This is a genomic window from Streptomyces dioscori, assembly GCF_003024195.1.
In the GTDB taxonomy this organism is placed as follows: Bacteria; Actinomycetota; Actinomycetes; order Streptomycetales; family Streptomycetaceae; genus Streptomyces; species Streptomyces dioscori.
The window spans coordinates 233044-247024 of the sequence record NZ_KZ679039.1 but is presented as its reverse complement, the minus strand read 5'-3'; the positions used below and the strand labels follow the sequence as shown (position 1 = coordinate 247024).

General features: G+C 72.9%; 9 protein-coding genes. 3 read left to right on the top strand and 6 right to left on the bottom strand.

The annotated features are described in order from the left end of the window. Nucleotides 1-19: 19 nt before the first annotated feature. From C6Y14_RS05740 to C6Y14_RS05715, 6 genes are all read right to left on the bottom strand, one after another. A complete protein-coding gene (locus C6Y14_RS05740; protein ID WP_107015399.1) occupies nt 20-1900 on the bottom strand; it encodes an acetyl/propionyl/methylcrotonyl-CoA carboxylase subunit alpha in 1881 nt (626 codons plus the stop codon). A gap of 35 nt (nt 1901-1935) precedes the next feature. Further along, a complete protein-coding gene (locus C6Y14_RS05735) occupies nt 1936-3534 on the bottom strand; it encodes an acyl-CoA carboxylase subunit beta (RefSeq protein WP_107015398.1) in 1599 nt (532 codons plus the stop codon). Next, nucleotides 3531-5390 carry an acyclic terpene utilization AtuA family protein gene (locus C6Y14_RS05730; protein ID WP_107015397.1) on the bottom strand — a complete coding sequence of 620 codons (1860 nt, stop codon included), beginning with the start codon at nt 5388-5390 and terminating at the stop codon, nt 3531-3533. The genes C6Y14_RS05735 and C6Y14_RS05730 overlap by 4 nt, the downstream gene beginning before the upstream one ends. After that, nucleotides 5387-6181 (bottom strand): TIGR03084 family metal-binding protein, encoded by a 795-nt coding sequence (locus C6Y14_RS05725; protein WP_107015396.1) that lies wholly within the window; start codon nt 6179-6181, stop codon nt 5387-5389. Before C6Y14_RS05725 ends, C6Y14_RS05730 begins: the two co-directional genes overlap by 4 nt. A gap of 215 nt (nt 6182-6396) precedes the next feature. Next, nucleotides 6397-7362: an EamA family transporter gene (locus C6Y14_RS05720; protein ID WP_225890923.1), complete on the bottom strand. Its 966-nt coding sequence runs from the start codon at nt 7360-7362 to the stop codon at nt 6397-6399. Between the two features lie 376 nt (nt 7363-7738). Further along, on the bottom strand, nt 7739-10555 hold the full coding sequence (locus C6Y14_RS05715; protein ID WP_225890957.1) for an FAD-binding and (Fe-S)-binding domain-containing protein: 2817 nt from the start codon (nt 10553-10555) through the stop codon (nt 7739-7741). Between the two features lie 534 nt (nt 10556-11089). Here C6Y14_RS05715 and C6Y14_RS05710 point away from each other — a divergent pair. From C6Y14_RS05710 to C6Y14_RS05700, 3 genes are read left to right on the top strand one after another with little or no spacing between them, the layout of a single operon-like run. Next, the gene (locus tag C6Y14_RS05710; RefSeq protein WP_107015393.1) at nt 11090-13147 is read left to right on the top strand and encodes a sensor histidine kinase; all 2058 of its coding nucleotides are present in this window, start codon (nt 11090-11092) and stop codon (nt 13145-13147) included. Continuing rightward, nucleotides 13144-13599 (top strand): roadblock/LC7 domain-containing protein, encoded by a 456-nt coding sequence (locus C6Y14_RS05705; RefSeq protein WP_107015392.1) that lies wholly within the window; start codon nt 13144-13146, stop codon nt 13597-13599. The genes C6Y14_RS05710 and C6Y14_RS05705 overlap by 4 nt, the downstream gene beginning before the upstream one ends. After that, nucleotides 13596-13952 carry a DUF742 domain-containing protein gene (locus C6Y14_RS05700; protein WP_107015391.1) on the top strand — a complete coding sequence of 119 codons (357 nt, stop codon included), beginning with the start codon at nt 13596-13598 and terminating at the stop codon, nt 13950-13952. The genes C6Y14_RS05705 and C6Y14_RS05700 overlap by 4 nt, the downstream gene beginning before the upstream one ends. The last annotated feature ends 29 nt before the right edge of the window (nt 13953-13981 follow it).

Here is a 13981-nt window from a genome sequence, read left to right as displayed (position 1 = left end):
TGCGCCGTTCTCCGCGCCCCTAAAGGGGCTCAACCACTGCCAAGAGGGTGCCGACCTCGACCTGCTGGCCCGTACTCACGCGCAGGGCCGTCAGTGTGCCTGCCGCCGGGGCCGTGATCTTGTGTTCCATTTTCATCGCCTCCAGCCAGATCAGGGGCTGGCCCGACTGGACCGGGGTTCCTTCCGTGAGGCCTTCCGCCAGGCGGACCACCGTGCCGGGCATGGGGGCCAGGAGGGAGCCCGGGGCGTGATCCGGCTCGGGGGCGGGGAAGCGGGGCAGGGCCGTGAGCGTGGTGCCGTTCACGTGGACCCGGTCGCCGTACCGGGACACCGCGAACTTGCGGCGTACGCCTGCTATTTCCAGTACGACGAGGTCAGCGGCCACCTGGACCACCTGGACGCCGTCGGCGGCCGGGCCCTGCCGGGTGTGCCGGTAGTGGACCTCGGGCTCCTCCCCCGCCACGAGGTAGCGCCTGCTCTGCGGCTGCGAGGGCAGGTTCCGCCAGCCGCCGCCGAAACGGGAGCGCCCGTGCGCGTCGGCGAGCGCGGCGGCCAAGGGCGCGTACGGGTCCGGGGCCCCCTTGGTGAGGTCGGCGAGGTGGTGGGCGTAGAAGGCGGTGTTCATGCGGGCCGCCGTGAACTCCTCGTGGCGCAGGGAGCGTACGAGGAGGTCGCGGTTGGTGACCGGGCCGTGGACGGTCGCCCGCTCCAGGGCTCCGGCGAGCCGGCGGATCGCCTCCGCGCGCGTGGGCGCGTGGGCGACGACCTTGGCGATCATGGCGTCGTAGTGGACGCCGATCGTGTCGCCGTCGCCGTAGCCGGTGTCCAGGCGGACGCCGGGTACGGCCAGCCGGTGCAGGGTGCCGGTCTGCGGGGCCCAGTCCTGGGCGGGGTCCTCGGCGTAGAGGCGGGCCTCGACCGCGTGGCCGGACGGGGCCGGCGGATCGCCCTCCAGGGTGCCGCCCTCGGCGACGCGCAGTTGCAGGGCGACCAGGTCGGCCCCGAACACGGCCTCCGTCACGGGGTGTTCGACCTGGAGGCGGGTGTTCATCTCCAGGAAGTGGACGCGGTCCTCGCCTACGCGATCGGCGGAGACCAGGAACTCCACCGTGCCCGCGCCCGTGTACGAGATCGTGCCGGCGGCTGCCGTGGCCGCCGAGAGCAGACGCTGCTCCGTCTCGGGGCCGAGGCCCGGCGCGGGGGCCTCCTCGATGACCTTCTGGTGGCGGCGCTGGAGGGAGCAGTCGCGGGTGCCGAGCGCCCACACCGTGCCGTGGCCGTCGGCGACGATCTGGACCTCGACGTGCCGCGCGTGCTCGACGTACGGCTCGACGAAGACCGTGCCGTCCCCGAAGGCGCTCTCGGCCTCCGCCGAGGCCGCCGCCAGCTCATCCTTCAGGTGGACGAGTTCACGGACGACGCGCATGCCGCGTCCGCCGCCGCCCGCCGACGCCTTCACCAGAACGGGCAGGTCCTTCTCCGTCACGGCGTCCGGGTCCAGGGGCGCGAGCAGCGGCACCCCGGCGGCGGCCATCAGCTCCTTTGCGCGGGTCTTGGAGGCCATCGCCTCGATCGCCTCGGGGGACGGGCCGACCCAGACGAGGCCCGCGTCGAGGACGGCCCGCGCGAAGTCGGCGTTCTCGGAGAGGAAGCCGTAACCGGGGTGCACGGCGTCGGCGCCCGCCGCGACGGCCGCCTGCACGATCAGCTCGCCGCGCAGATACGTCTCGGCGGGCGAGGCGCCCGGCAGGCGTACGGCGGAGTCGGCCACCCGCGTGTGGAGGGCGTTCGCGTCGGCGTCCGAATACACGGCGACGGTACGGATGCCCAGCTCGTGGCAGGTGCGGAAGACACGGCAGGCGATCTCACCGCGGTTGGCGACCAGCAGACTCGAAATCATAGGACCTCTCACATCAGTCACGCCCGTCACGCCTCTCACATCCGGAAGACGCCGAAGCCGCCGCGCGCGCCCTCGTAGGGGGCCGTGTGGAGGGCGGACAGGCACAGGCCGAGGACGGTCCGGGTGTCGCGCGGGTCGATGACGCCGTCGTCGTACAGCCGCCCGGACAGGAACATCGGCAGGGACTCGGACTCGATCTGCTGTTCCACCATGGCGCGCAGGGCCGCGTCGGCGTCGTCGTCGTACGGCTGCCCCTTCGCGGCGGCCGACTGCCGGGCCACGATGGACAGGACTCCGGCGAGCTGCTGCGGGCCCATGACGGCGGACTTGGCGCTGGGCCAGGCGAAGAGGAAGCGCGGGTCGTACGCGCGACCGCACATGCCGTAATGGCCTGCTCCGTAGGAGGCGCCCATCAGTACGGAGAGGTGCGGGACGCGGCTGTTGCTCACCGCGTTGATCATCATCGCGCCGTGCTTGATGATGCCGCCCTGCTCGTACTCCTTGCCGACCATGTAGCCGGTGGTGTTGTGCAGGAAGAGCAGCGGGATGTCGCGCTGGTTGGCGAGCTGGATGAACTGGGCGGCCTTCTGCGACTCCTCGCTGAACAGCACGCCGCGCGCGTTGGCGAGGATGCCGACGGGATAGCCGTGCAGGCTCGCCCAGCCGGTCGTCAGGCTCGTCCCGTAGAGGGGCTTGAACTCGTCGAAGTCGGAGCCGTCGACGATACGGGCGATGACCTCGCGCGGGTCGAAGGGATGCTTGAGGTCGCCGGGCACGATGCCCAGCAGCTCCTCCGGGTCGTACTTGGGCGGCTCGGCCGGTACCGGATCGGCGTACGCCTTGCGGTGGTTGAGCCGGGCCACCACGCGCCGCGCCTGCCGCAGGGCGTCCCGCTCGTCCACGGCGAAGTGGTCGGCGAGACCCGACACGCGCGCGTGCATCTCGGCGCCGCCCAGGGACTCGTCGTCGCTCTCCTCACCGGTGGCCATCTTCACCAGCGGCGGACCACCGAGGAAGACCTTCGCACGCTCCTTGACCATGATCACGTGGTCGGACATGCCGGGGATGTACGCGCCCCCGGCCGTGGAGTTGCCGAAGACGACGGCGACGGTCGGGATACCGGCCGCCGAGAGCCGGGTGATGTCCCGGAAGATGGCGCCCCCGGGGATGAAGATCTCCTTCTGGGAGGGCAGATCGGCGCCGCCCGACTCGACGAGGCTGATGCTCGGGAGACGGTTGGCGTACGCGATGTCGTTGGCCCGCAGGGCCTTCTTCAGGCTCCAGGGGTTGCTGGCGCCGCCGCGTACGGTCGGGTCGTTGGCCGTGATCAGGCACTCGACGCCCTCGACGACACCGATGCCCGTGACGAGCGAGGCGCCCACCGCGTAGTCGCTCCCCCAGGCGGCGAGCGGCGACAGTTCGAGGAACGGGGTGTCGGGGTCGAGCAGCAGCTCGATGCGTTCACGGGCGAGCAGTTTGCCGCGTTCGCGGTGCCGGGTCACGTACTTCTCGCCGCCGCCCGCGAGGGCCTTGGCGTGCTCGGTGTCGAGGTCGGCGAGCTTGCCGAGCATCGTCTCGCGGTGGGCCGCGTAGTCGGCGGAGGAGGTGTCCAGCGCGGACGCCAGGACCGTCACAGCAGTACCTCCGGTATGTCGAGGTGGCGGGAGCGCAGCCATTCGCCGAGGGCCTTGGCCTGCGGGTCGAAACGGTGCTGCGCGGCGACGCCCTCGCCGAGGATCCCCTCGACGACGAAGTTCAGGGCGCGCAGATTGGGCAGGACGTGCCGTACGACGGTCAACTGTGCCGTCTCCGGCAGGAGTTCGCGGAACTTCTCGGTGGTGAGGGTGTGGGCGAGCCAGCGCCAGGCGTCGTCCGTGCGCACCCAGACGCCGACGTTGGCGTTCCCGCCCTTGTCGCCGCTGCGGGCCCCGGCGACGAGGCCGAGGGGCGCGCGGCGCACGGCGGACCCGGCGGTCGGGAGGGGTGCGGGGAGCGACGGTTCCTGAGAGGGCCCGAGAGGCTGGAGTACGAGGGTGTCGTGGGGCGGCGACACAGCGATCCGGCGCCCGTCGTGGAGGACCGCCACATGGTCCACGTCCACATGGGGGACGTACACATCCTCGAAGACCCCATAGGGGACGCCCTTGCCCGGTGGGGCCAACACATGGAATCCGGGGTAGCTGCCCAGGGCCAGTTCGATGGCGGCTCCGCTGAGCGTGCGGCCCACGGCCTCCTGGTCGGGGTCGCGCACGACGAGCCGGAGAAGGGCGCTCGCGGTCTCCTCGGTGGGCGCGTCGGGACGGTCGGTGCGGACGAGTTCCCAGCGGATCTCGGCGGGGCGGGACTTGGCCCCCACGAGCGCGGCCTCCAACTGGGCCCGCACGAACGCGGCCTTCGCCTCGATGTCGAGCCCGGTCAGCACGAAGACGACCTCGTTGCGGAAGCCGCCGAGCCGGTTGAGCCCGACCTTGAGCGTGGGCGGCGGCGCCTCGCCCCGTACTCCCGCGCCCCGCACTCCCCCGCCCCGCACTCCCCCGCCCGGCACCCCGTCGATGCGTACGCGGTCGGGGCCCTCCTGGGTGAGGCGGACGGAGTCGAGGCGGGCGGTGACGTCGGGGCCCGCGTACCGGGCTCCCGCCGTCTCGTACAGGAGCTGGGCCGTGACCGTGCTGAGGTCCACGACGCCGCCGGTGCCGTCGTGCTTGGTGATGACGCTCGTGCCGTCCTCGTGGAGCTCGGCGACCGGGAAGCCCGGGTGGTGCAGCCGGGCCGGGTCGTGCTCGGCGAAGAAGGCGTAGTTGCCGCCGGTGGCCTGGGTGCCGCACTCCAGCACGTGCCCGGCGACGACGGCTCCCGCGAGCCGGTCCCAGGCGTCGGGCGCCCAGCCGAAGTGGGCGACCGCGGGGCCGGTGACCAGCGCGGCGTCGGTGACCCGGCCGGTGACCACGATGTCCGCGCCCTCGCGCAGACAGGTGGCGATGCCCGCGCCGCCGAGGTAGGCGTGCGCGGCGAGGTGCCCGGGGCCGGGGTACCGGGCGGTGAGGTCGTCGCCCTCGACGTGGGCGACCCGTGCCGGAATGCCGAGCCTGGCCGCCAACTCCCTCACGGCGTCGGCGAGTCCGGCCGGGTTGAGGCCGCCCGCGTTGGCCACGATCCGTACGCGCCGCTCGTGCGCGAGACCCAGGCATTCCTCCAGCTGGCGCAGGAAGGTGCGGGCGTAGCCGCCGGCCGGGTTCTTGAGGCGGTCGCGGCCGAGGATGAGCATGGTCAGTTCGGCGAGGTAGTCGCCGGTCAGGACGTCCAGCGGGCCGCCGGTGAGCATCTCGCGCAGGGCGTCGAAACGGTCGCCGTAGAAACCGGAGGCGTTGCCTATGCGGAGGGGGCGGGTGGCCGGGGCCGGAGCCGGTGACGGGCTGGGGGCGCCGGGAGCAGGGCGGTCTGTGGCGGGACCGTCGGGGGTGGGGCCGTCGAAGGTGGGGCCGTCGGTCATTCCGCGGTTCCCTTCGGGGCGCGGCCCGTGCCGGGTGGGCCCGCGAAGGCCTGGGCGATGTCCAGCCAGCGATCGGCGTCGAGGCCTTCCGCCCGTACCGCGAGGTCGACACGGTTCGCCCGCTGGGTGACCAGGAGGCAGAAGTCGAGCGCGGGACCGGTGACGCGCTGGGCGGCGCCCTCGGGGCCGTACGCCCACAGCTCACCCGAGGGGGCGGTGAGCTCGACGCGGAACTCCTCCTCGGGCGGGGTGAGCCCCCGTACCCCAAAGGCGAAGTTCCGGGCCCGCACACCGATGCGCACCACATGCCGAAGGCGGTCGGTGGGTGGCCTCGTCACATGCAATGTGTCCGCGATGTCCTGGCCGTGAGCCCAGGTCTCCATAAGACGGCCCGTCGCCATGGAGGCGACCGACATGGGCGGCCCGTACCAGGGGAAGCGCGTTCCGGCGGGTGCCGCGCGCAGGGCCTTCTCCAGCGCCTGCCGTCCGGCACGCCACTTCGCGAGAAGCCGGTCCGGGGGCAGCGCGGCCCCCTCCTCCGCACCCTCGTCCACGAAGCCGTCCGGCGAGGCGAGCGCCTTCTCGACCTCCCGCGCGAAGGCCGCCCCGTCGGTCACGGCGAGCAGGGCGGACCGGTCGGTCCAGGCGAGGTGCGCGATCTGGTGGGCGACGGTCCACCTGGGGGCCGGGGTGGCGAGCGCCCAGCGCTCCTGCGCCAGATCCCCCACCAGGATGTCGAGTTGCTCGCTCTCCCGGCTCAGATCGTCGATCACGGACGACGGGTCGGACACGATGGCGCTCCCCTCGGGGCACGACGGTGTGCGGTGCGCGGCGCATGGTGTGCGGTGCGTTCTGGAGCATGGCAGCGGCCGGAGAAACAATCAAGCGTGCTTGCATTGATTGCTACGCGATTGATCGCTACGCGGAAGAGTCGGCGGTGAGCTTGGCGCGGCGCCCCTTCTGATTCATGACACCCCGACCCCGGGGCGCGCCGAGGCCCGCATCCCTAGCCCACGTTCTTGGCTCTGCCCCGGCCCACCTGGGTGCGTACCGCTCCCATGCTCGCCGCGATGACCAGGCCGATCGCGAGCCCTTCCGTGACGGACAGCGTCTGGCTCAGTACGAGGAAGCCGGCGATCGAGGCGACGGCCGGTTCCAGGCTCATCAGGACCGCGAAGGTCGAGGAGGGCATCCGGCGCAGGGCGAGCAGTTCCAGCGTGTACGGGAGGACGGAGGAGAGGATCGCGACGGCCGAGCCCAGCGCGAGGGTGGTCGGGTTCAGGAGCTTGCCGCCCGACTCTACGAGGCCCAGGGGCAGGAACGCCACGGCCGCGACCACCATGGCCAGCGCCAGCCCGTCGGCCTGCGGGAAGCGTCGCCCCGTACGCGCGCTGAAAACTATGTACGCGGCCCACATGGCGCCTGCCGACAGGGCGAAGGCGACACCTATGGGGTCGAGTGTGCTGAAGCCTCCGCCTCCCAGCAGGAAGACACCGCCGAGGGCGAGGCCGGCCCAGACGAGGTTGACGGCCCGGCGTGAGACGACCACCGAGAGGATCAGCGGGCCGAGCACTTCGAGGGTGACGGCGGGGCCGAGCGGGATGCGGGCCACCGACTGGTAGAAGAGGCCGTTCATCGCGGCCATCGTGACGCCGAAGACGAGGACCGTGCCCCAGTCCGCGCGTGAGTGGCCGCGCAGCTTGGGCCGGCAGATCACCATCAGCACGATCGCGGCGACCGCGAGGCGCAGGGAGACCACGCCGAGTGCTCCGACGCGAGGCATGAGGGTCACGGCGAGGGCGCCGCCGAACTGGACGCTGACGCCTCCGGCGAGGACCAGGCCGACCGGGCCGAGGGCCTTGACGCCTCGGGGAGTCGCCTCCGCGGAGGGTTCGGACGTGGGGTCCGGGGTCGCTGCGGCGGTGGCGGGGTCGGCGACCGGGAGGGGCCGGTCGGCGCGGGGGATGGTCACGGGGCGTCCAGGAAGTTCGGGTCGGGTGCACGGTGCGTACATCTTGGTGGACTTGCCAGTCCAGGGTAATGGACTTCGTCAGGGTTGTGAAGCGGTTTTGGAGCTTACGGGTGCGCTCCGCTGGGGGTGGGGGGCCTTGTGGGCGGGGGTGGGGGTTGTGGGGGAGTGCGGGTGCGCTGTGGCTGGTCGCGCAGTTCCCCGCGCCCCTTAGGGGGTGGGGGTGAAGGTCGTACGGTCTGTGCGGGTGCGTTGTGGCTGGGCGCGCCGTTCCCCGCGCCCCTTGGGGGGTGGGGGTGGAGGTCGTACGGTCTGTGCGGTTTTGTTGTGGCTGGGCGCGCCGTTCCCCGCGTCCCTTGGTGGCCGGTCACCGCGTCGCTTAAGGGGCAGGGCGGTTCGTTGGGAGGGCTCTTGCCAGGATTTCTGCCAAGTGGTGGCCCTGTGCCCTTGCCGTCTGGTGCAGTTGGGTGCGGCAGGAGAAGCCGTCTGCCAGGAGTACGGCGTTCTCGGGGGCCTCTCGGACCGCCGGCAGCAGTTGTTCCTCGGCGCAGGCCGTCGACACCTCGTAGTGGCCCTTCTCGAAGCCGAAGTTGCCCGCGAGACCGCAGCAGCCGCCCGCAAGCGTGCCGGTCAGGCCTGCGGCCTCGCGCAGGCGGCGGTCCGCCGCGTCTCCCAGGACCGCGTGCTGGTGGCAGTGGGTCTGGCCGACGACGGGGCGGTCCAGTCGCGGGGGCGTCCAGTGCGGGGCGTGGCGTTCCAGCGCCTCGGCGAACGTCACCACCGCCGCGGCCAGGCGCCGCGCGCGCGGGTCGTCGGGCAGCAGCTCCGGCAGATCCGTACGCAGGGCCGCCGCGCAGCTCGGTTCGAGGACGACGACGGGTGGGGGCGCGGCGGCGGACGCCGGGTCCGTGACCGGAGCGAGGAGCGGGTCCATGAGGTCGAGTGTGCGGCGCATCACCGTGCGGGCGCGGTCCAGCTGGCCCGTCGAGACGTAGGTCAGGCCGCAGCAGACCCCCGGGCCGGGACCTCGGGAGGACGGTCGGCCGCCGGCGGTCACGGGCGTCACGTCCATGCCCGCCGCCTCCAGGACCCGTACGGCCGCCCTGCCGACGGACGGGGAGAGGTGTTCCGTGAAGGTGTCCGGCCAGAGGAGGACCGACCGGACCGTCCTCGGTGGGGCGGACTCCGTCGGCGGTTCCGCGGGCTTTGGCCGCGTGCCGCCGTCCCGGGCGGCCCACCACCGGCTGAACGTCTCCCCCGCCACCCTTGGGATCTCCCGCTCCGGCGCGATGCCGCCGAGCCGTTTGGCGAGCGCCGCCAACGGGCGTACCGCGGCGAGGGAGTTGACCAGCCGTGCCGTACGCGTGCGGTCCACCAGGCGGAGCCACAACGGCAGCCACCCCATCGCGTAGTGCGCCGCCGGGCGCCTGCGGCCCTTGTAGTGGTGGTGCAGGAACTCCGCCTTGTACGTGGCCATGTCGACGCCGACCGGGCAGTCCGTGCGGCAGCCCTTGCAGGACAGGCAGAGGTCCAGCGCGTCGCGTACCTCCGTGGAGCGCCAGCCGTCCGTGATCACCTCGCCCGCCAGCATCTCGTGCAGCAGCCGCGCGCGCCCCCGTGTGGAGTGCTCCTCCTCGCCGGTGGCCCGGAAGGACGGGCACATGACCGAGGAGCCCCCCGCGGTCGCGGTGCGGCACTTGGCGACGCCCACGCATCGGCGTACCGCCGCCGAGAAGTCCCCGCCGTCGGCCGGGTAGCCGAACTCGACGTCCACCGGTTCGCGCGGGAGGACCGCGAACCGCAGGTTCTCGTCCAGCCGGTGCGGCCTGACCAGCATGCCGGGATTGAGCAGGCCGTCCGGGTCCCAGAGGTCCTTCACGCGCTCGAAGAGACCGACGACCTCGGGCCCGTACATCTTCGGGAGCAGTTCGGCCCGTGCCTGGCCGTCCCCGTGCTCTCCCGACAGCGAACCGCCGTGCGCTACGACGAGTTCGGCCAGCTCCTCCGAGAAGCGGCGGAAGCGGCCCACGCCCGCGGGTGTCAGCAGGTCGAAGTCGATGCGTACGTGGATGCAGCCGTCGCCGAAGTGGCCGTACGGCGCCCCGCGCAGTCCGTGGGACGTCAACAGGCTCCGGAAATCGCGGAGATACGCGCCGAGGCGGGCCGGCGGCACCGCGCAGTCCTCCCAGCCGGGCCACGCCTCGGTGCCGTCCGGCATCCGGGTCGCCGTGCCGCTGGCGTCCTCGCGGATGCGCCACAGGGTGCGTTGCGCGGCGGGGTCGGTGACGACCAGGGAGTCCGTCACGTCCGCCGCGCGGGCGATCGCCTCGGCACGCGCGCGTGCCTGCGCCGCCGTGTCGCCGCCCGTCTCCACGAACAGCCAGGCGCCGCCCCGGGGCAGGTCCGCGTCCGGGGGTACGAGGTCGGCCGCCATCCCCTCCACCGTCAGCGGCCCGTGGGGCAGCAGGCCGGCCGCCGCTTCCGCCGCCGCGCTCTCGTCCGTGTAGGCGAGAACGGCGAGCGCACGCGCGCGGGGTGCCTCGACGAGGCGTACGACCGCCTCCGTGAGGATGCCGAGGGTGCCCTCGGAGCCGCAGAGGAAGCGGGCCACGTCCGCGCCCCTCTCGGGGAGCAGCGCGTCGAGTGCGTAGCCGGAGATGCGGCGCGGAAGGGTGGGGAAGCCGGTGCGGAGGGTTTTCAGTTCCTGTTCCACCAGGGTCCGCAGGCCGTCCGGGGCGCCCGCCCAGTCGGGGCCGGGGCGGAGCCTTTTGCCGTGGGCGGTGAGTACGGAGAGTTCGCGTACGTTGTCCGCCGTCGTGCCCCAGGCCACCGAGTGCGAGCCGCAGGAGTTGTTGCCGATCATTCCGCCGAGCGTGCAGCGGCCGTGGGTCGAGGGGTCGGGGCCGAAGCGCAGGCCGTGCGGGGCGGCGGCCTCCTGGAGGCGGTCCAGGACGACTCCTGGCTGGACCACGGCCGTGCGGGTGTCCGCGTCCACGGAGAGGACGCGGTTCATGTGGCGGGTGAAGTCGAGGACCACGCCCGTGCCCGTCGCCTGGCCGGCGATGGATGTGCCGGCGCCTCGGGCCACGACCGGTACGGCCAGTTCGGCGCACGCCGACAGGGTTGCCGCCACGTCCTCGGCGTCTCTTGGGGCGACCACGCCCAGGGGGACGCGGCGGTAGTTGGACGCGTCCATGGTGGTGAGCGCTCGGGCGGTCGGGTCGAATTCGACCTCGCCGCGCACGGTGCCGGTCAGCGCCGCGTTCAGCTCGCGCTGCAGTTGCGACTGCCTCTGCGGGTGCGACTGCCTCTGCGGCTGACTCTGCGGGTGCGGGTGCGGGTGCGGCTGCCTCTGCGGCTTGCGCGGGTCCGTTTCGCTCATGTGGGCAAGCATGTCCCTGCCGGGGGGTGCGCTGGTGACTGGGTCTCGGCTGGCCCGCCGTCGTGGCTGGGCGCGCCGTTCCCCGCGCCCCTTACGGGGCCTCGGCCCCGACCTCGGCTGACCCGCCGTCCTGGTTGCGCGCGCCGTTCCCCGCGCCCCTAGTGGGGCGCTCGGGGTGGGGCGTTTCGTGCGCCCCGTTGTGCGCCGGGGCGGCTCCTCAGGGAATCGGGGACGAATTGTGAGAGTGCGCCAGAACGTGCCCGTTCCGATCACGAAGTCCCATATAGTGACCGCCAGTTGAGCACCAGGTGTCGCATCCCGCCCAGGACACGACCGAGGACACGATTCATGACCGCGCCCACCTCGCAAGCGCGCCCCACAAAAGATCGGCCGTCCCTCGCACAACTCGGCAACGCACGACCCCGTCTGCGTGCCGTCGCGGTCGCTCCGCTCCTGACCGTCGTACCGGCCGGTTTCGCCGTCGGAGCCGCGGTCGCCCTCGCTCCCGCTCAGGCGCGCGTCCCCCTCGGCTGGGGCCTGGGCGCGGCCCTCCTCCTGCTGTGCACGGCCGTGGCCGTGGCCGGCCATGCCTCGCAGACCTCCCGATTACTCCTCCGCCGTCTCGAAACGGTCTCCCAGGACGCCGGCCGATTACTCCAGGAGAAGGCCGCCCTCACGGAGGAATCCGCCAGGGAACAGGCCCGTCTCACCGACGAGTTCACCCGGGAACGCGCACGGCTCGCCGAGCAGAACGCCCACCAGAAGGTGCGGCTCGCCGCCGAACTCGACCGGGAGCGCACCCGGCTCGGCGCCGAGAACGCGCGCGTGACCGACGAGTTGCGGCAGGCGAGAACAGACCGCGCCACCGCGATCTCGGCCTCCGCCAGCACCGCCGGCCGCCTCCAGGCCCTCGCCACGAGCATGCTGGCCGACCTGCGCGCCATGGAGGAGCGGCACGCCGACGAGGACGTGCTCGCCGACCTCCTCCACCTCGACCACCTCACCGCGCAGGCGGGCCGTCTCGCCGACTCCGTAGCCGTCCTCACGGGCGCGCGCTCCGGCCGCCGCTGGGCCCGGCCCATCGGCATGGAGTCGATCCTGCGCGGCGCGATGGGCCGCATCGGCGGCTATCAGCGCGTACGCGTCCACTCGGCGAGCGAGGCGGCGGTCGCCGGGCACGCCGCCGAGGCCGTGATGCACGCGCTCGCCGAGATCCTCGACAACGCCGCGAACTTCTCACCGCCGACGGCCGAGGTGCACGTCTACGTGGAAGAGGTACCGGCCGGGATCATCGTCTCCGTGGAGGACAGCGGCCTGGTGATGGGCGAGGCGCAGCTCCGACGCGCCGAACTCGCCGTCTCCGGTACGCGGACGGGGCTCGGCGGCCTCACCGGCGCCCGGCTCGGCCTCACGGTCGTCGGCCTGCTCGCCCGCAAGTACGGCCTGACGGTCTCCTTCCGCCCCTCGGCGCGCGGCGGCACGGGCGTCCTGGTCCGCATCCCGCAGGAGATCCTCGCGACCCCGGCGACGGCCCCAGCCTCCCCGGCATCGACATCGGCTTCAACTTCGGCTTCGGCTTCGGCTTCGGCCTCTGCGTCCGGACGGGCAGCTGCGACGGACTTCGCACCGACCTACGTACCGGCCTCGGCGCCGACCGCGACACCGCCGCCGTTCCGGGCACCTTTCTCCGCCCCGACCCAGACTCCGACCTCGACACCGCCCCCCTTGCAGACCCCGTACCCGATCCCCGAGCCGACTGACACGGCCGACTCGACGGGGACGACGGGGACGACGGGGACGGCTGACACGGCGGGGACGGCTTGGACGGCCGGGACGGCGAGCCCGGTCGTACGAGGGTCCTCGGCGCCCTTCCCCGGGCCGCGCCCCGGGCCCTGGTCCGACCCGGACGACCTGGAGGCGTTCCCCTGGTCCGGCTGGTCCGGTTCCCACGGGTCGTACGCCACCTCCCACGCGGTCCCCGACCTGGATCCGGAGCCGGTTCCGGCCCACGGTTTCCGGCCCAGGCCCGCCGACCACCCGGACCACTCCAGCCAGTTCAGTCAGCCCAACCAGTCCAGCCAGCCAAATCGGTCCAACCAGTCCAGCCACTCCGATCAAGCCGATCCAGCCGAGCGCGCCGAGCACGCCGAGTTGCTCCCCAGGCGTCACCGCGGCCGCACCCTCGCCGAGGCCGAGGCCGCAAGCGAAGCAGCGGGCGAAGCCACGGCGGAAACGGCCGCGGGCGCGGGACCGGCCGGCGCCGACCGCACCCCCGACGACGTGATGCACCGCGCCACCCGTTTCAACAGCTTCCGCCAAGCCGTGCGCCGCCCTCCGGCGGACGAGCCCGTACAGGCCCGTACGAGCCCTGCCACCCCCCACCCGGAAGGCGACCCCACGTCATGACCGTCCACACCGGCACCACCTCGGCGACCGACACCACCTCGGCCACCTTCTCCGCGTCGACGACCGAGGAGAAGCTCGGCTGGCTCGTGCAGGGGCTGCTGGCGCGCACGCCGGGCGCCCGGCACGCGCTCGTGCTCTCCCGGGACGGCCTCAAGCTGTGCAGTACGGCGGAACTCTCCGTCGACCAGGCCGACCACCTCGCCGCCATCGCCGCCGGGATCCAGGCGCTGTCCCACGGGGCGTCCCTCCAGTTCGGGGACGGCACCGGGGACGTACGGTCGGCGATGACCGAGTTCTACGGCGGGATCCTCTTCATCATCGAGGCGGGCCAGGGCGCGCACCTGGCCCTGGTCACGGCCGAGGAGGCCGACGCCGGACTCGTCGGACACAACATGGGCCAGCTCGTGGAGCAACTCGACGGACATCTGAGCGCGCCACCACGCCGGCCATGAGCCGCCCGGGCAGAGACGACGCGCCCGACCGGCTCTACACCCTCACCCAGGGGCGTACCCGGTCCGCGCCCGGCACGCCCTTCGACCTGCTGACGCTCGTCGTCGCCGAGTGCGATCCGGCGCCCGGCATGCAGTCGGAGCACGCGGCGATCCTGCGCCTCACCGGGCGGCCCACCGCCGTCGCCGAGGTCGCCGCCGAGCTTCGGCTGCCGGTCACCATCACGAAGATCCTGCTCTGCGACCTGCTCGCCGAGGGCCGCGTCAGCGCCCGCCATCCCCGCAGGGCCGAACTCGGCGGCCGTCCCGACCCCCACATTCTGGAACAGGTGCTCGTTGGACTCCGCAACCTCTGACTTGTCTGAAACCCCTCATGCCTCTGGTA